Below are 17,728 nucleotides of genomic sequence, written 5' to 3' on the forward strand. Positions count from 1 at the left end.
CTCGCTAAGCGTTGCTGTCTGCCGTCTCAGTGGGGTCGCATTATAGGGCGCGGCGAATTTTACGCAAGCGTTTTTTAAAGAAAACTTGAAATAAAGTGCTGTTCGTTCAATTTACGCGCTAAACACACTAAAACCCCTAGTCAACTGTACAAAATAACAACGACTTTTCCCTGAAAGGATCTTCAGTATTATCTATTATCGATATTTCGCAAGTTTTTGGCATAAAAAAAGCGCCATTAACTTCGGCGCTTTCCATAAAACAAAATAAAAACTTGTTAATAGAGGATACTGTAAAGCTTTCTTCTATATTTAGCCGCTAAACTATCACCATCCGGTAAAGAGGCAATAATAGCTAAATAACTTACCTTGGCATCGGCAAAATTCAAATCTTTTTTCAACACTGTAAATAGTAACTCTAACGCTTGCTCTTTTTTGCCTGCTTGGTCGTATGCTGCACTTAGTTCAACTTTTAATTCAAGATCGTTAGGATACTTTTCAACTTTCGCTTGTAATGCTTTTAGCTCTGGCGATTCTTGTGCTTGAAGTGCTTGTGCGCACTTTGCTTGAATATTTGTAAAGTATGCATCTTGCTCATTTTCATTTACTGAAGCTAACAAAGCTTGCGCGTCATCCAGTTTATGAATTTGAATGCATATATCTGCCAATACTAATTTTATACGCGCATTTGTATTGTCTAATTCGTAAGCCTGCTTGGCAAAATTAAACGCTTGATTTAAATCCTGAGCGATCAGTGCTTGCTTGGCTTGTTCTAACAACATTTCATGAGGCTGCGGTAAATGTTTACTTAACGCTTCTCTGATTTGAGTTTCAGCTTGTGCACCGGCTAATACATCAACAGGTGCTGAATCTTTTAATAGCACTAAGGTTGGTAATGTTTGTAGTCCAACTTGCTGTGCTAGTTGTGCTGCGAGTGCTTGCTCTAAATCACAATCTAATGTGGCAACTAATATATAGTCACCATAATCTTTGGCTATTGTCTGTAAAATAGCTGCTTGAGATTGACACTCTGGACTTTGTGCTGAAAAGAAACTTAACAGGACTAGTTTTTGTTGTGATGTTTCACCCAGCACTTGTTGAAGGTTTTGCGGATTAACATTTACCATATTATTCATTGCTATTGATTGCCATATCAGACTATTTAGGGTTTTATATGGAGGCAAACATAATAATTACAAGCCCAGAATCACAAGCCATAAATCAAAAAGGTCTTTTATGAAATTTCATAGTCTATACGCTGCACTTATACTGCTTAGTCCATTAGCAAGCTCAACAACCTTGGAGCTGAAGTTAGATAAAACGATGCCTGCCATTGAAAAGTTTTACTTAGATTTACACCAGTCCCCAGAACTTTCATACCATGAGCAAGAAACGGGAGAAAAGCTTGCCACCAAATTACGTGCGCTTGGCTATGAGGTGACCGACAATGTGGGTGGCTTTGGTGTAGTAGCCTTATATAAAAATGGTGATGGCCCGACAATAATGATCCGTACTGATACAGACGGCTTACCAATCATAGAACAAACTGGTAAATCATATGCTTCAACAGTCACTGTTATGAATGATGAAGGAGCAAACGTTGGTGTGATGCACGGATGTGGTCATGATATTCATATGAGTTCATTTATTGGTACTGCGCAACAATTAATGCTACATAAAGATGCATGGCAAGGAACCTTAATGATGGTGGCACAACCTGCAGAAGAGGTGGGAGGCGGTGCAAAAGCGATGCTCAAAGAAGGTTTATTTAGTAAATATCCGACTCCTGATCACGTTATCGCTTTGCATGTTAGTGCGAGTGTTCCTGCAGGACAAGTCAGTATGAAAAATGATTACACCATGGCCAGTGTGGATTCAGTAGATATTACGGTTAAAGGTAAAGGTGGTCATGGTGCTTACCCGCATATGACTATTGACCCTGTTGTTATCGCATCACGGATCGTGTTGGCACTGCAAACAATTACCAGTCGCGAATTATCACCTCTTGAACCCTCAGTAATCACAGTGGGTTCAATTCACGGTGGAGCTAAACATAATGTAATTTCGAATGAAGTAAAGCTACAGCTGACACTTAGAAGTTATAATCCTAAAATTCGCGAGCAACAAATTGCAGCTATAAAACGTATAACTAAAGGCATTGCATTAAGTGCAGGATTGGATGAAAGCTTAATACCAGTGGTTTATGTACATGAAGATGAGTCAATCCCATCTACATATAACGACCCTGCACAAACTAATATTGTACGTAGTGCGATTAGCTCGGCGATTGGACAAAGTAATGTGCTTGAAACCGAAGCGGTTATGGCAGGGGAAGATTTTGGTTTATATGGCCGCACAGATAAAAACATCCCTATCACCTTATTTTGGTTAGGTGGTGTAGAGCAAGCTCAATATCAAGCGGCACAAACATCAGGGGCAACTTTACCTTCACTACATTCAAGTAAATTTGCACCTGACTATAAAGTTGCAATCCCCACAGGTATCACTGCGATGAGTAACGCTGCGGTGGCTTTGTTTAATCAATAATCTTAGCAATGGATGACTAAGCCGATTTTGTTTTTGGTTTAGTTTTTCTTGTAAAACGCCGCTTTTGCGGCGTTTTTGGTAATTGTGCAAATACGTTGCTATCACAATTTTTGGCAAGTTCCACAAAAGCCGCTAAATCCACTAATAAAGGATTTAAAAATTGTTGATAACTCATTTGTTGTTCTGCTATGTCGCCCAACGATGCTTCCCATTTTGCGGTTAGGTCTGGGCTGGCTAAACCATGCGGTAACGCACTGATCAATGCTTTACCTGTATCGGTTGCTAAAATGAGTTTACCTTGACGTCTTAAAAATTGTCTTCTAAATAATAACTCTAAAATACCCGCTCTGGTTGCTTCGGTTCCTAAGCCGTCTGTTTCTTTGAGTATTTTTTTGATTTCTGGATCTTTAACGTACCGACTAATACCTGTCATTGCACTAAGCAGCGTTGCATCATTGAAATGAGCTGGCGGGCTGGTCATTTTATCAATTACTTCACCGCGTTCACACTGCAACTGTTGCCCTTTAATTAATGGCGGCAATATCTGCTCATCTTTTAATGCGGTTTTTCCCATTAACGCTTTAAAGCCTAAACTTACATCTTGTTTTGCGTTGGCTTTAAAGATACCACCATTAATTGTTATTTCAGCCTTTGTTTCATTGTAAATGTAGTCTGGATAAAACTGGATCAGATAATGACGGCTAATAAGACCATACACTTTACCTTCTTCAACGCTCAAACTTGCTGACTTTTGCTGCTTAGCGGTAGGAATAATGGCGTGATGCGCAGCCACCTTAGCATCGTTAAAACACTTACTGCGTTTACTCACATCTGCGCCTTGGCAATGAGTGTCATTTTGCCCGCCATTGATGGCAATTGCCTTTATTATACTGGCTGCTTCTTGGTGATGATCTTTGGGCAAGTAACGATTGTCTGAACGTGGATAGGTAATTAGCTTGTGACGCTCATATAAATTTTGACAAATATCCAATACCTTTTGTGCAGGCATTGAAAAAGCTTTCGCAGCATCAATTTGTAACGCTGACAAATTATACGGCAAAGGTGCTTGTTGCTTTTTCTGCTTTTGTTCAAGCGCAGTAACTTCACCTGATTGATTAGAAATTCGCGACGCAACATTCTCAGCAAGGCCTCGATGGAGCACTCGCCCCTCTTCATCTTGATAAGGTTCACACGCTTTGCTTGGTTGCCACTTTGCTGTAAACGGCTCTTTATTTTCGGTACTTAAATGAGCTAATACTTCATAAAAAGGTTTTGGCACAAAATTAGCAATCTCGTTATCACGCTGGACAACCAATCCTAATATCGGTGTTTGTACACGCCCTACTGATAATACATTACCAAACCCTGCTTTTTGACCTGCAAGCGTATAGGCGCGCGTTAAATTCATACCAAACAGCCAATCAGCTCGCGAACGCGCCAAAGCAGATACACTAAGTGGAATAAATTCACGGTTAGAGCGAACGTTTTGCAGCGACTTTTTAACCGCGCTAACATTCAAATCACTGATCAATAAACGTTGAATTTGCTGTTTTTTGGCTTGGCTAAGTTTAACTTGCTCAATCACCTCATCAACAAGTAATTGCCCTTCTCTGTCTGGATCACCAGCATGAACAAGTTGATCAGCTTGTTTGATTAACTTTTTAAGTACCGTAAGTTGCTTACGAGTTTTAGATTTTGCTTTTAACTGCCATTGCTGTGGGATAATCGGTAAGTCATCAAAGCGCCATTTTTTATATTGCTCATTATAATCATCAGGCTCTGCTTGCTCGAGCAAGTGACCTATACACCAAGAAACACAATCGCCATTAGCCACTTCAATATAGCCATCATGTTTTTTATGAGGCTTTGGTAGCGCATCAGCAATGGCACGACCTAAAGATGGCTTCTCGGCTATATAAAGTTTCATAGGGCACTATCAACAACTGGTTATTTACACAGTAGTTTAGCACACGTAATTTAATCTACAAATAGTTAATGATTAGCTCTTTAGACTGCGATTTTTTCGCATAAATAAATACAACAGAGGAAGGTAGCACACTACGACAGTGCCAATATTGATTAACGGTAATAACGTTTTATATAGCATAGTGCTATACGATAAATCCCAAAGGTGGCGATCCACTAATCTAAATAATTGTAAGATAGGCGCACTAATTACAACCAACTGACCAATCACACTTTGCCAAAGATACACTTTATCTTTAATAGCCCAGTAAGCAATCAAAGCCATCCAAGCAATATCATTAAAAGCCCAAACTACATAACGCCAAATATAAGGGTCATCTAACTCTCTAAGGCTATTATGTATCAAGGTTCCATATAAAAAAAATAATGCAGTCGTTAAGGTAAAACGCAAAGCAAGCCAATCTTTGCGAAGATAAAAAACAAAAATAGCTGGGCTTAAAATAAACACCCAGCTTTTAGTTAGTATTGATATAGCACTTATAAACCAATCAGGCATTAGCTAGTCTGGCTTTTTATCATCGTCACCATCACCATTGCCCGGCATATAGCTATATTTATCAACGTTTTTCATCAGACACTCCGTTACACTTGTTAAAAAACTACTTTAAGCTAAATTAGGTACTTTGCCAAGCATCTTAACGCACATCTATCGGATCTGATTCCTTAGCCTTGCCTTGCATTATTGAAATTTCCACGCGACGATTTCGTCGTCTATCCGCATCAGAATCATTTGGAACAAGTGGTCGAGTTTCGGCATGACCGACAACAACCATTCTGGTTTTATCAAAGCCTTGTGCTTTTTGCATTTCAGTTGCAACCGCAACTGCACGCTTCGATGATAAATCCCAGTTATTGGTATACAGCTCATTCGAAACTTGAAAATCATCAGTATGACCAGACACCGTAATTTCACCTGGCACATCTTTTAGTAACGCAGCTATATCACGAATAATTGGTTTAAACTTAGGTTGTAAAAATGCACTCCCAGATGGAAATGAACCATTTTCACGAATACGAATAATAATTTGCTGACCTAATGATTCCAACTCAACAGCACCATCCATGATTTGTTGTTCCAATTGCTGGGCTATCTTTTTAACTAACTCATTAACCTGCTCTTGATCAGCTGCAGAAATAGATTGTTCTGATGCTTGTTGTTGCGCCGTACTTTGTGACTCACCGCCACGCTTATTACCGCGTTGCTCTTGACGACCGCCAGCTGAGCTTTCATCACCAGCCTGAAACTCAAGCATTTGCTGGGTCATTTCGACAGTTTGCTGTTGAATGGTTTCGATTGGAGTAGGTTCAGGTTTACCTGGGGTGAACTCCATCGCGATAACGGATGTTCCTTTGGGAATATCTTTTACTTCTATTTTATTTTGTACACCAAAGGCAAACTTCATTGAGCCTGCGATTTGTTTAAATTTAAGTACATCCATTTCTGAAAACGCGAGTAAAAGTACAAAGAAGCACATCAATAGTGACATCAAATCCGCGAAGGTACCCATCCATGCTGGTAACCCGGGTGGTGGACACTTGCACTCTTGATCTGACATGCTTACTCCTCAGTATCCACTTTTCGTTTTGATTCAGCTAGGTAGTTTTTCAAAATACCTTCGATGACTTTTGGGTTTTGGCCATCTTGTATACCTAATACCGCATCTAAAATTAGCCGCTGATTCATTGCTTCTTCGTCTTTACGCAATTCCAATTTTACTTGGATAGGAATTGCCACCACGTTTGCTAAAAACGCACCATATAATGTTGTTAAAAGCGCTACCGCCATCGCAGGACCAATCGCTTTAGGGTCATCCATATTCGACAACATCGCAACTAGACCAATCAAAGTACCGATCATACCCATCGCAGGCGCAATATCGGCAAGCGCTTTAAACAAACCGGCCCCAGATTCATGACGAGTAGAAGTAAGAGAAATATCTTTTTGCAAGGTGGCACGAACAACATCAGCGTCATGACCGTCAACAAGCATATCAACCCCTTTACGCATAAACGCATTGGGTATTTCTGCTTCCTCTAGTGCTAAAAATCCGCCTTTACGGGCCGAGTCTGCAAGTTCAACTGCTTTTTCGATAAGCTCTTCAGGTGACTCTATTTTGAACATGAAGGCTTTAGCTGCGACTTTACCGATACCGAGGAATTGACTCATCGTATAGTTTGATAACACTATAAAAATCGAACCACCGAAAACAATAACCACCGATGGCGTGTTATAAAACATAGCCACTTCGCCGCCACTACTTAGTACCATTGACATAGCAATAAGACCAATAGCTCCGAGAATACCTATAATGGTTGCTAAATCCACTTACCCCTCCAGAGGAATCGATGCTTTGTTGCTACCAGCAACAAATTTTTATTATTAACAGCTTATCGGCAATCTATTGAATTACTTAAACCATTTAATGAAAAAAATGAAATGAAAGTTTTCAACCCTATTTGGCATTTTAAGCTACCATTGATAACCTGCAAGGTTTAAGCAAAGGTATAAATAATTAAAAGTGGCAAGAAAACAATTAATTATTCAAAAAAAATGCATCACCCTTTGACCTAGTTTAGCATTCCCCCTAAAATTGGCCTCACATTTCTATCATCTAAGTTAAATCAGTATGGCGACGAAAAAACCAGAGAACCTAAGCTTCGAGCAAGCGCTTGATGAATTATCCTTAATCGTCACAGAAATGGAGCAAGGAGAGCTTTCCCTTGAGCAATCGTTAAAACAGTTTGAACGCGGTATTGCTTTAGCTGGCGCATCTTCAAGTAAGTTACAACAAGCTGAACAAAAAGTGGCGATTTTAATGGGTAGTGATAGTCAGTCACCACTTACTAACTTTGATAATGATTTGGAATAACGGGTGTTAATAACAGAGCAAATAAAATGTGCTCAACAAGATGTTGAAGCCACTCTCAATCGGTATTTTGAGCAACCGCTCGATACCGAGCAAAGCATCAAACAAGCCACCCACTACAGCGTTTTAAATGGCGGTAAACGATTACGGCCATTTTTAGTGTATGCCACGGGAAAAATGCTTGGCGCAAATAAACAAGATTTAGACGTGTTGGCTGCTGCTATTGAATGTATTCATAGTTATTCGTTAGTTCATGATGATTTACCCGCGATGGATGACGACGACCTGCGACGTGGTAGACCGACTTGCCATATTGTCTATGGCGAAGCTCATGCTATTTTAGCTGGTGATGCGCTGCAAACATTAGCGTTTGATTTAATTGCTAACCATTCATTTAACGTTCCTGCACAGCAACAGTTAAAAATGATTGCAGCACTTGCCAAAGCATCGGGTATTGAAGGTATGGTCGGTGGTCAAGCACTGGATATTGCAGCGACTGACAAATTAGTCAATTTAGCTGAGCTCGAACGTATCCATAAATTAAAAACAGGTGCTTTGTTAAATTGTGCAATTACTTTAGGTGCATTATGCGCAGCTGATACAAATCAACAAACATTATTACAATTAAAACAGTTTGGTGATGCAATTGGACTGGCTTTTCAGGTGCAAGACGATATTCTTGACATCGAAGGTGATACCCAAGTCTTAGGTAAACCACAAGGCTCCGATGTTGCAGCAAATAAAGCGACCTACCCTGCTCTACTTGGGCTTACAGGTGCAAAACAAAAAGCACAATCATTACTAAAATGCGCACTCGATGCGTTAGCAGCAATAGATGCTGACACTTCTGAGCTAGAAAACTTGGCAAAATACATTGTTGAACGCGATTATTAATTCTAGGCTCTAGCTTGAGCAAGTAATGATGTACAAAATAACTAAAGAATCAGAGTAATATTACGCTATAATGACCTCTGGTTAGCGAAGGATGTATTAAAAATCATGACACTTGATAGTAGCAAGTATCCATTATTAGGTTTGGTTGACGAACCAGCCCAGTTGCGTGATTTAGCGCAAGACAAATTACCTGCTTTTAGTAATGAGTTACGTGATTACTTACTAAACTCAGTCTCGCAAAGTAGTGGTCACTTAGCATCAGGTTTAGGCACAGTTGAGCTTACTGTAGCGCTTCATTATGTATATAACACCCCTGAAGATCGCTTAGTATGGGATGTAGGCCATCAAGCATACCCACATAAAATTCTCACAGGGCGCCGTGATCAAATGCACACGATCCGCCAAAAAGACGGTTTACATCCGTTTCCATTTCGTGAAGAAAGCCACTACGACACTTTTAGTGTTGGCCATTCAAGCACCTCGATCTCTGCTGCTTTAGGCATGTCAATTGCGGCGCAAAAAGAAGGCAAAGGACGAAAAACAGTAGCGGTTATTGGTGATGGTGCGATTACCGCGGGTATGGCGTTTGAAGCAATGAATCACTTAGGTGATGTTAAATCTGACATGCTGATCATATTAAACGATAACGAAATGTCGATTTCTGAAAATGTCGGTGCACTAACTAATCATTTCGCTCGTATCTTATCAGGCAGTTTTTACACTAACATTCGTGAAGGTAGTAAAAAGCTGCTATCTGGCGTGCCACCAGTAAAAGAATTAGCCAGCCGCATGGAAGAGCACTTAAAAGGCATGGTTATCCCAGGCACCTTTTTTGAAGAGTTAGGCTTAAATTACATTGGCCCAATTGATGGTCATGATGTAAACATGTTGGTTGATACACTGCGCAATATGCGTAACCTAAAAGGGCCGCAGTTACTGCATATCAAAACCCAGAAAGGTAAAGGCTATAAACCAGCAGAAGCAGATCCAATAGGCTATCACGGCGTACCTAAGTTCGACCCTGCGATTTCCAGCCTACCAAAATCAAAACCAGGCGCTGCGACTTTTTCTAAAGTATTTGGCGATTGGTTGTGTGACATGGCAAGTCAAGATGAAAAGCTTATGGCAATCACCCCGGCTATGCGTGAAGGCTCAGGCATGGTGCGTTTTTCAAAAGAATACCCTGAGCAATATTTTGATGTTGCCATTGCCGAGCAACACGCGGTTACTTTAGCCGCAGGTTTTGCCTGCGAAGGCTTAAAACCAGTTGTCGCTATTTATTCAAGCTTTTTACAACGTGCCTACGATCAGCTTATTCACGATGTTGCTCTGCAAAACTTACCCGTGTTATTTGCAATTGACCGTGCTGGTATTGTTGGTGCTGATGGCGAAACTCATCAAGGCGCATACGATTTAAGCTTTATCCGTTGTATCCCCAATATGATTATCATGGCACCGAGTGATACTAATGAATGTCGTCAAATGCTGTACACTGGTTATCGTTGTAACAGCCCTGTTGCAGTTCGTTATCCTCGTGGTAGTGCTGGCACAACTGAAATCTGCGAGCAAATGACCGAGCTTGAAATTGGTAAAGGTCGTGTGATTAAACAAGGCGCTAAAATCGCAGTTTTATCCTTTGGTACTTTACTTGAAAACGCTCAACTGGCAGTCAATGAATTAAATGCCAGCCTCGTTGATATGCGTTTTGTTAAACCTCTTGATAGCGCACTAATCGACACTTTATTAGCCGATCATGACGTCATTGTAACCCTTGAAGATAACGCGATTGTTGGTGGTGCAGGCTCTGCTGTTAATGAATATTTAGCAGCTATAAAAGCAAAAGTAAGCATCCTTAATTTAGGTATTCCTGATGAGTTCATCAAGCATGGAACACAAGAACAAATGCATGATGAAATGGGCTTAGGTGAACAAGGTATCTTAACCTCAATCAAAGCCTTTATAAGCTAACATCCTATTTAATAAAAAAAGGAGCCGCTGGCTCCTTTTTTATTCTCACGTGATTAGAGCTAGCGCATCCACACTTTGATATCTGCTAAACCATTGGCTTGTAATACGCTCAGTTGTTGCTCAACATTATTGGTTTGCTCAAATTCAAAGGCATCTAACTGTTCATCAAAGGTGATGTTTGCAATACCATCGCCACCGCGCTTTTTAACTTGATGTAGCGCGATATCCGCTAAGTTGACAGAGGTTTCCCAACCAATAACCTGACCACCTAATAATGGTAATGGGTAAAATGAAAAGCCAATCGATGCAGTCAAGTTTATACTGTCACCACTGGGCAACTTAAATGTGTGATCAGCAATTACTTTACACAGCTGTGCAACATAACTGTCGATTGCAGTGCGTTTAAAGTCACGTAGCAGTAACAAGAATTCATCACCACTCCAACGGGCAACATAATCGGATCCTTGCGTACGAGAGTTAAGCAATGCAGCCATTTGCTGCAAACAACTATCACCACCAATCGGTCCATAAGCGTCATTAATGCGGCTAAAATTATCAAAATTAATGATTAGCAACACCAAGGATTTCCCCTGCGCTTGTAATGATTGTGAGTTACGCTGGAAGTGCTCTATATCTTTTGGTAGTTGATCAAATAAGAAGCGGCGGCTTCTCAGCCCAGTAAGTTCATCAGAGTGACTCATAAGCTTTAGCTGAGAGTTAACTTGATTAAGCTTATCATTAGCTTGGCGCAGCTCCCCGGTGCGTTCTGTGATTAAACTTTCAAGCGCGGTTTGCTTACGGCGTTCTTGCTTTCTAAATACCCAAAACACTAAATAAAATAATAAAATAAAACTACCAGTGATCAACAGCCGAAAATAAATTGTTTCATCAAACCGTCTTGGTACTACAAATGAATATTCCGTACTTTGCGCTTTTTGCCAACCTTCACCTTGTCGTTTAGCCTCAAGTTGAAACAAAAATGCACCAGGCGGTAAATTGGTATAAATAGCTTCACGGCGGGTATTAGCATAACGCCAATCGCTGTCTAAACCAGTTAAACGATAGCGAAACTCAATACTGGTCGGTGCATAATAGTCTATCGCAGTGTATTTAAGGGTGATATCACGCTCATCGATTTCTAATTCAGGATTACGCCCTAATGCAGCTGTTGCAAGTTTACGTATCCCAGTATTTAAACTCTCAACCTTTGGCTGTAATGGTTTAACGCCAAACAGCTCAATATCTTTAGGGATCTCCACGACCCCCTGTAGGCTCGGATACCACATTGAATTGCCTAACTCCGCCACAGCATCATGGCCAAGGCCGGTACAACACTGGCTGGCCTTACCGTCTAGTTGACGATCGTATGACGAAATAACCTGCTCTACTTTTAAGCTTTCAATATCGTTACTAAACTGCTCAACCGGCATTCGGTAGACACCTTTCATGGTACTAACCCATATGCGCTTGAGCTTTTCATCATAACGTAAACTAAAAATAGAACCGTAAGGTAAGCCATTGGTAGCATCTAACTGACGCCAATGCCCTTGTGTGCTTCGATAAAATAAACCATCATTTAATGAGCCGATTAATATACCAACTCCATCAATGTTTAAGATGCTTGTAACATAAGCACTTTCAAGACTCGTTTGATCGCCAATTTTTTCAATACCACGATCAGTAAAGTAGTAAGCGCCTTTGCTAGTGCCAATTAAACCAAAATTAGCTTCATCAACGACATAAGTAATAAACTTACTGCCTAAAAATGCGTTATAAGCAAATGGGGTTAAACCACCGTAACTAAGCCGATACATACCCCGGCCAGTACCAAGCCAAAAGCCTCCTTTGCTGGAGCGACTAATCGCAAACACCGGGTTATCTTTTAAAGCGCGTCCAGGGACAGTGAACAAGGTGTTGTTTTCATAAATATACACACCACGTCCAGTGGCGATATATAACCGTGAGCCATCAAACTGTAAATCATGCACGGCTGCACGTCCGTATTGATTACTTGGGATTTGATTGATAAAGTTTTTATCTAAATCAAAGTAGCCTACACCACTGCGGTTAGCGACCCACAATCTCCCATCGGGCGCTTGGCTAATGGCCATAACCGCTTCGGTCATTTGTGATATAGCTGAGTGACGTTCTATTCTGCCTTCGTGCGCAAGCCATAATCCTTCACTAAAACTCGCAAGCCAAATATTATTATCATTATCGCGATATAAATCAGCAAACCAAATACTTTGGTCAAGTTGGCTCGGTTCAACCCATTGCCAATCGCCGGAGTTGTCTCGAAACAGTAAGCGCCCATAGGTCGAAATCCACAGTGCTCCATTTGAGTCACTCATAAATTTATAAACCGCTGAGTTATTCGCATTGGGAAGTGGAAAAGGCCTTAACTCGTCATCTAAATCTAAAAAGTAAGCACCGAGCTCTGACGCTAAATATAAGTTTCCTTCCAGCCATGCTAAATCGTGAATAATCGTTTGTGCTAAACGCTCAGGTATCGATACCTTAGCAGTTAGTTCTAAGCGTAACTTTGCAAAATCAGAGGAGGAATTAGTTAACCGTAGCAAGTATCGTTCATTCACCAGCCAGATCCCTTCTGGCGATAATGCCAGCTGACTGACAGTACCAACAATCTGCTTTACTGAACTGGCACTCATCACAGGGACTAGTAAGTCATGCACTGCGCTGACATTGATCTGATTGCGAGATACAAAGTACAGGCCATTCGCTGCTATCCAAATACTGCCTTTCGCATCTTCGATAACATCGCGTACAGGGCCTTTTACACTAAACTCTTGCGCTGCCATAGTGGTGGGATCGATGACCACAATACCATCTTTAGTACCAATCCATAAATAGCCTTCGCTATCGACAAGTAATTTATTAATGCCGTTACTGGGTAAAAAATTACTATTTAAGGTATTGTAATTAGTGAATGTATTGCCATCAAAGCGACTGAGGCCAAACTGAGTTCCCAGCCACATATAGCCTTGCTTATCTTGCACGACACTTTTAAGTGACTGCGATGGTAAGCCATTTTGCATATTCCATTGTTTTACAACATAGTCGGTAATTGACGCCTTACTTGGCATACTGCAGAACAGCACAATAATAACCAATAAAAATCGCATCATAACGTCAATACCTCGTTGCAAAACTAAGGTTAAAAGGGCAAATAACCCATTTTAAACAATGCCTGAACACAAATTAAAGAAAATATACCAGCTAAAACATCATCCGCCATAATACCTACACCACCATGAACCCGCTTATCAAGAAAGCGAATAGGACCTGGTTTAGCGATATCAAAAAAACGAAATAACAAAAAACCCACTAACAAAGACTGCCAACTTAATGCAGCTCCGATCATGGTAATGTAAAATCCGGCAACTTCATCCCATACAATCGCGGGATGATCATGTACTCCCAGATCATCAGCGGTTTTGCCACATGCCCATATACCAAAAATACTAATAACCACCGCAAATACAATTTGTAACCACAGCGGGAAATACATAGTAGTAAAAATAAACGGTAGCGCAGCAAAGGTACCAAACGTACCCGGCGCTTTAGGCGCTAACCCTAAACCAAAGCCCAAACCAAAAAATTGATGAGGGCGCTTTAAATTAAATAATGCAGGTTTATTCAAACCGACTCCTTGGTGAAGTGTTCAAAACCAGCATCATCATATGCTAATTTTTCGCCATCGAGCATCAGCTCAACTTCGCCTTCACCACTTTTTATTTGTCCAATGCAGGCTGCATCTACACCATACTGGCGCAATTTCATTTCCAGCATACTTTTATTGCTATCAGGTACCGTAAATAACAACTCATAGTCATCGCCATAATTGAGGATAAACGGCAGTTGTTGATCTCGTTCTAAAGTAGCACGCAATGCATCCGAGGTTGGTATTTTATTCACATCAATACAAGCGCTAACTTGCGACAGAGCTAAAATATGTCCAAGATCTGCCAATAGACCATCTGAGATATCAATCGCTGATGATGCTAAACCGCGTAATACTTGCCCCGCAGCAACACGCGGAGTTGGGTAATCAAATCGTTGATTAACGTACCTTAAGTGCTCTGGAGCAATCTTAATATCTTGCTTACGAGCTTCAATCGCAAGCCCGGCATCACCTAGCGGCCCTGTAACATAAACCCAGTCACCTACTTTAGCACCGCTTCGGCGCAGTGCTTTACCTGCAGGCACTGTACCTTTAGCACAAATAGTAATTGTTAACGGCCCTTGCGTAGTATCGCCACCAATGATTTGCACATTAAAATACTCTGCGATTTCATGCATGCCTTCGGTGAATTCTTCCAGCCACTCAACATCAATATTTGGCAATGTTAAAGCAACCGAAACCCACGTAGGCTCAGCCCCCATAGCAGCTAAATCACTTAAGTTTACGGCAAGAGCACGATGGCCTAATGCACGCGGATCGATGTCATCAAAAAAATGTACGCCTGCTACCAGTGTATCGGTGGTAATCGCTAACTGACAATTTTCAGGAACAGTAACCAATGCACAATCGTCACCAATCCCTAAATTAACATCGCGACGAGTTATGCCACGACCTTTAAAGTAGCGATTTATTAATTCAAATTCCTTCATACACAAAAAAGCCGGCCTATGCCGGCTCTCCTTTTACGGTCGCATTACTTACGTAAATGCTTTACCGCTTTATCAAGTACACCATTAACAAATTTATGGCTGTCTTCAGCGCCAAATATCTTAGCAAGCTCAATACCTTCGTTGATAGCAACCTTATAAGGTACATCTTCACGGAATTTCAGCTCATAGCTGCTTAAACGTAAAATAGCGCGTTCAACTTGGTCTAACTCGTTAAATGGACGAGTTAAATGTGGCGATACTGCTTCGTCTAGTTGCTTATGATTTATAGCAACACCACGCGAAAGATCTTTAAAGTATTCAACATCAATTTTAGTCACATCGTTTTCGATCAACATTTGTTGTTCGATATCGGCAATGGCATTGCCACTTAATTGCCAAGAATAAACGGCTTGAAGTGCTAAGATACGTGCTTTACGTCTTGCTGCTGGTTTCACAAAAATTCCTTAAACTTAAATTTTATCTAACACATTAACCATTTCAAGTGCGCCTAAAGCAGCTTCGCCGCCTTTGTTGCCCATCTTAGTGCCAGCGCGTTCAATCGCTTGCTCAATGCTTTCAGTGGTTAATACGCCAAATGCAATCGGGATATCATACTCAAGCGACACTTGCGCTAAGCCTTTATTTGATTCGCCAGCGACAAGATCAAAATGTGGTGTACCACCTCTGATCACAACGCCTAAAGCGATGATTGCATCATACTCTTTTTTTGCTGCAACGCGTTTCGCCGCTAAAGGTAATTCTACCGCACCTGGTACATAAACTACGGTAATATCATCATCAGATACACCACCAGTACGTTTTAATTCATCAACAGCACCAGCTAATAGGCTGCTACCAATAAAGTCATTAAAACGAGAAATAACGATAGCGAATTTCTTGCCAGGAGCGTATTTATTACCTTCAATAATTTTCATTCGATAACCCTAAAAAATAAGTTCAAGCGGTTGCGATTGCGCAAAAATTGCTGCGCATCATACCATATAAATAAAATAATAGCCTAGTTTAAGCGTTGTGCTTATTGTGGCTCTACGTAGTCAACCACTTCTAAGTGAAAGCCCGATAACGCATGATACTTTTTAGGCAAGCTCATCAAACGCATTTTTTCAATGCCCAAGTCAGCTAAAATTTGTGACCCTACGCCTACGGTGCGTGAAGTACCTTGGAATTTACGATGCGCTACCGTCTCACCAGCATCTTCTGCAGCAAACGCTTTGACTGTCGCTTCTAGTTCTTCGGTGCATTCTTGCTTACCTAGAATAACTAACACACCTTGATGCTTTGCAATATAAGCCATGGCATCTGACAAGCCCCAGCTTCTATCGGCACTGCGATCAGATAACAAAATATCATTGAAGGTACTTTTTAAATGAACCCGTACTAAGGTTGGTTCATTAGTTTTAACCTCACCATTTAACAGCGCATAATGTAACTGGCCGTCAATGGTATCTTTATAAGTAACTAAATCAAACTCACCATGTACGGTTGGCAACTTACATTTTGCCACTTGCTCAATGGTGGTTTCATTCATGTTACGGTATTCAATTAAATCAGCAATAGTGCCAATTTTGATATTATGTTGCTCAGCAAATACTTCTAAATCAGGACGACGCGCCATGGTGCCATCAGCATTAAGAATTTCCACAATTACTGATGAAGGCTCTAAACCGGCTAAGCGGGCTAAATCACAACCGGCTTCAGTGTGACCGGCACGCGTTAATACGCCACCTGGTTGTGCCATAATAGGAAAGATATGCCCAGGTTGAACGATATCACTTGGTACAGCACCTTTGGCAATCGCAGCTTGCACAGTACGAGCGCGATCAGCAGCAGAAATCCCCGTAGTCACACCTTTCGATGCTTCAATCGACATCGTAAAGTTAGTCGAAAATGCCGCACCATTGTTTTTTACCATTAATGGTAAATCAAGTTGCTCACAGCGCTCTTGAGTCATTGTTAGGCAAATTAAACCACGACCATGAGTGGCCATAAAATTGATCGCTTCAGCACTAATGTGCTCGGCTGCGATAATTAAATCGCCTTCATTTTCTCTGTCTTCATCATCCATTAAAATAACCATTTTACCGGCTTTAATGTCATCAATAATTTCTTGTGCGCTGTGTAAATTCATAATCTGCTCGTGTAAGTTGTGGAGTGCGTTTATTTAATAAAACCGGCTTGGGCGAGTAAACTCATTGAAATATCTGAACTAGCTGGCTGCTCTGCCCCTTTGATCAAACGCTCTAAATAACGCGCGATTTGATCTACTTCTAAGTTCACTTGCGTGCCTACTTTAAAATCAGCAATAGTTGTTTGCTCACTAGTGTGCGGCACAATTGTCAGTTTAAATTTATTATCTGCTACTGCATTTACTGTTAGGCTAATACCATCAATGCATACCGAGCCTTTATAAGGAATATATTTCATTAGTTGTACATCGGTGCTTAACCAGTACTCAACGGCACGCGCATTAGGCGTAATTGCGGTAATAGTCGCGATGCCATCAACATGTCCTGAAACTAAGTGACCACCTAAACGAGATACTGGCTGCATGGCTTTCTCAAGGTTTACAGTTTGCCCTTGTTTATAGTGAGCAAATCCCGTTAAACTAATAGTCTCATTTGATAAGTCAGCGCTAAATCCATCACTGTGCTTGGCCACAACCGTTAAGCAAACCCCATTAGTTGCAATGCTATCGCCTAAATTTACATCGGCCATATCAAGGTTATTACTTTTAATGCGGATAGCTAAATCGCCTTGCTTTTGTTGTAACTCGCTAATAGTGCCCGTTGCTTCGATGATCCCAGTAAACATAGTGG

Annotated in this window: 16 protein-coding genes; 4 read left to right on the forward strand and 12 right to left on the reverse strand. The window is 40.9% G+C overall.

The features are described from left to right. Positions 1–275: 275 nt before the first annotated feature. Positions 276–1,133, reverse strand: a complete 858-nt coding sequence (locus tag H5162_RS14140) for a tetratricopeptide repeat protein (protein WP_145241107.1) — start codon at positions 1,131–1,133, stop codon at positions 276–278. Between the two features lie 100 nt (positions 1,134–1,233). On the opposite strand from H5162_RS14140, the gene H5162_RS14145 reads away from it, so the two are divergent. Beyond that, positions 1,234–2,544 carry a M20 family metallopeptidase gene (locus H5162_RS14145; RefSeq protein ID WP_182778818.1) on the forward strand — a complete coding sequence of 437 codons (1,311 nt, stop codon included), beginning with the start codon at positions 1,234–1,236 and terminating at the stop codon, positions 2,542–2,544. A gap of 16 nt (positions 2,545–2,560) precedes the next feature. Here the strand turns inward: H5162_RS14145 and H5162_RS14150 are convergent, their stop codons facing one another. From H5162_RS14150 to pomA, 4 genes are all read right to left on the reverse strand, one after another. Beyond that, positions 2,561–4,471: a DNA topoisomerase III gene (locus H5162_RS14150; RefSeq protein ID WP_145241111.1), complete on the reverse strand. Its 1,911-nt coding sequence runs from the start codon at positions 4,469–4,471 to the stop codon at positions 2,561–2,563. 72 nt (positions 4,472–4,543) lie between these two features. Next, complete coding sequence (locus H5162_RS14155) at positions 4,544–5,026, reverse strand: hypothetical protein (RefSeq protein WP_182734635.1); 483 nt, start codon at positions 5,024–5,026, stop codon at positions 4,544–4,546. Between the two features lie 139 nt (positions 5,027–5,165). After that, positions 5,166–6,086 carry a flagellar motor protein MotB gene (locus H5162_RS14160; protein ID WP_145241115.1) on the reverse strand — a complete coding sequence of 307 codons (921 nt, stop codon included), beginning with the start codon at positions 6,084–6,086 and terminating at the stop codon, positions 5,166–5,168. Between the two features lie 2 nt (positions 6,087–6,088). Next, positions 6,089–6,856 (reverse strand): flagellar motor protein PomA, encoded by a 768-nt coding sequence (pomA, locus tag H5162_RS14165; RefSeq protein WP_145241117.1) that lies wholly within the window; start codon positions 6,854–6,856, stop codon positions 6,089–6,091. Positions 6,857–7,157: 301 nt separating this feature from the next. Between pomA and H5162_RS14170 the strand changes: the two genes are divergently transcribed. The 3 genes from H5162_RS14170 (at position 7,158) to dxs (ending at position 10,259) form a co-directional block, all read left to right on the forward strand. After that, a complete protein-coding gene (locus tag H5162_RS14170) occupies positions 7,158–7,400 on the forward strand; it encodes an exodeoxyribonuclease VII small subunit (RefSeq protein WP_145241119.1) in 243 nt (80 codons plus the stop codon). Between the two features lie 3 nt (positions 7,401–7,403). Then, complete coding sequence (gene ispA, locus H5162_RS14175) at positions 7,404–8,291, forward strand: (2E,6E)-farnesyl diphosphate synthase (RefSeq protein ID WP_145241121.1); 888 nt, start codon at positions 7,404–7,406, stop codon at positions 8,289–8,291. A gap of 105 nt (positions 8,292–8,396) precedes the next feature. Further along, entirely contained in the window at positions 8,397–10,259 is a 1,863-nt protein-coding gene (dxs, locus tag H5162_RS14180) for a 1-deoxy-D-xylulose-5-phosphate synthase (RefSeq protein WP_182759586.1), read from the forward strand. Between the two features lie 59 nt (positions 10,260–10,318). Here dxs and H5162_RS14185 read toward each other — a convergent pair whose 3' ends face one another. The 7 genes from H5162_RS14185 to H5162_RS14215 form a co-directional block, all read right to left on the reverse strand. After that, a complete protein-coding gene (locus H5162_RS14185; RefSeq protein WP_182731835.1) occupies positions 10,319–13,405 on the reverse strand; it encodes a ligand-binding sensor domain-containing diguanylate cyclase in 3,087 nt (1,028 codons plus the stop codon). Between the two features lie 29 nt (positions 13,406–13,434). Further along, a complete protein-coding gene (locus tag H5162_RS14190) occupies positions 13,435–13,920 on the reverse strand; it encodes a phosphatidylglycerophosphatase A (protein ID WP_145241127.1) in 486 nt (161 codons plus the stop codon). Beyond that, positions 13,917–14,891 (reverse strand): thiamine-phosphate kinase, encoded by a 975-nt coding sequence (gene thiL / locus H5162_RS14195; RefSeq protein ID WP_145241129.1) that lies wholly within the window; start codon positions 14,889–14,891, stop codon positions 13,917–13,919. The genes H5162_RS14190 and thiL overlap by 4 nt, the downstream gene beginning before the upstream one ends. A 44-nt stretch (positions 14,892–14,935) precedes the next feature. Then, a complete protein-coding gene (nusB, locus tag H5162_RS14200) occupies positions 14,936–15,346 on the reverse strand; it encodes a transcription antitermination factor NusB (protein WP_145241131.1) in 411 nt (136 codons plus the stop codon). 15 nt (positions 15,347–15,361) lie between these two features. Further along, entirely contained in the window at positions 15,362–15,826 is a 465-nt protein-coding gene (ribE, locus tag H5162_RS14205; RefSeq protein WP_145241133.1) for a 6,7-dimethyl-8-ribityllumazine synthase, read from the reverse strand. Positions 15,827–15,927: 101 nt separating this feature from the next. Continuing rightward, on the reverse strand, positions 15,928–17,040 hold the full coding sequence (ribBA, locus tag H5162_RS14210; protein WP_145241135.1) for a bifunctional 3,4-dihydroxy-2-butanone-4-phosphate synthase/GTP cyclohydrolase II: 1,113 nt from the start codon (positions 17,038–17,040) through the stop codon (positions 15,928–15,930). A 29-nt stretch (positions 17,041–17,069) separates the two neighbouring features. Next, positions 17,070–17,723 (reverse strand): riboflavin synthase, encoded by a 654-nt coding sequence (locus tag H5162_RS14215; RefSeq protein ID WP_145241136.1) that lies wholly within the window; start codon positions 17,721–17,723, stop codon positions 17,070–17,072. Positions 17,724–17,728: the final 5 nt, after the last annotated feature.

The sequence above is a fragment of the Pseudoalteromonas sp. SR41-8 genome (assembly GCF_014163915.1).
Taxonomy (GTDB): domain Bacteria; phylum Pseudomonadota; class Gammaproteobacteria; order Enterobacterales; family Alteromonadaceae; genus Pseudoalteromonas; species Pseudoalteromonas rhizosphaerae.

What these genes read in the sequence shown, in the direction of transcription:
- dxs (WP_182759586.1), top strand. Translation starts at nt 8,397, where the DNA reads ATGACACTTGATAGTAGCAAGTATCCATTATTAGGTTTGGTTGACGAA.
- H5162_RS14150 (WP_145241111.1), bottom strand. Translation starts at nt 4,471, where the DNA reads ATGAAACTTTATATAGCCGAGAAGCCATCTTTAGGTCGTGCCATTGCT.
- H5162_RS14185 (WP_182731835.1), bottom strand. Translation starts at nt 13,405, where the DNA reads ATGATGCGATTTTTATTGGTTATTATTGTGCTGTTCTGCAGTATGCCA.
- H5162_RS14215 (WP_145241136.1), bottom strand. Translation starts at nt 17,723, where the DNA reads ATGTTTACTGGGATCATCGAAGCAACGGGCACTATTAGCGAGTTACAA.
- H5162_RS14160 (WP_145241115.1), bottom strand. Translation starts at nt 6,086, where the DNA reads ATGTCAGATCAAGAGTGCAAGTGTCCACCACCCGGGTTACCAGCATGG.
- ribBA (WP_145241135.1), bottom strand. Translation starts at nt 17,040, where the DNA reads ATGAATTTACACAGCGCACAAGAAATTATTGATGACATTAAAGCCGGT.
- ribE (WP_145241133.1), bottom strand. Translation starts at nt 15,826, where the DNA reads ATGAAAATTATTGAAGGTAATAAATACGCTCCTGGCAAGAAATTCGCT.
- H5162_RS14140 (WP_145241107.1), bottom strand. Translation starts at nt 1,133, where the DNA reads ATGAATAATATGGTAAATGTTAATCCGCAAAACCTTCAACAAGTGCTG.
- H5162_RS14155 (WP_182734635.1), bottom strand. Translation starts at nt 5,026, where the DNA reads ATGCCTGATTGGTTTATAAGTGCTATATCAATACTAACTAAAAGCTGG.
- H5162_RS14170 (WP_145241119.1), top strand. Translation starts at nt 7,158, where the DNA reads ATGGCGACGAAAAAACCAGAGAACCTAAGCTTCGAGCAAGCGCTTGAT.
- H5162_RS14145 (WP_182778818.1), top strand. Translation starts at nt 1,234, where the DNA reads ATGAAATTTCATAGTCTATACGCTGCACTTATACTGCTTAGTCCATTA.
- thiL (WP_145241129.1), bottom strand. Translation starts at nt 14,891, where the DNA reads ATGAAGGAATTTGAATTAATAAATCGCTACTTTAAAGGTCGTGGCATA.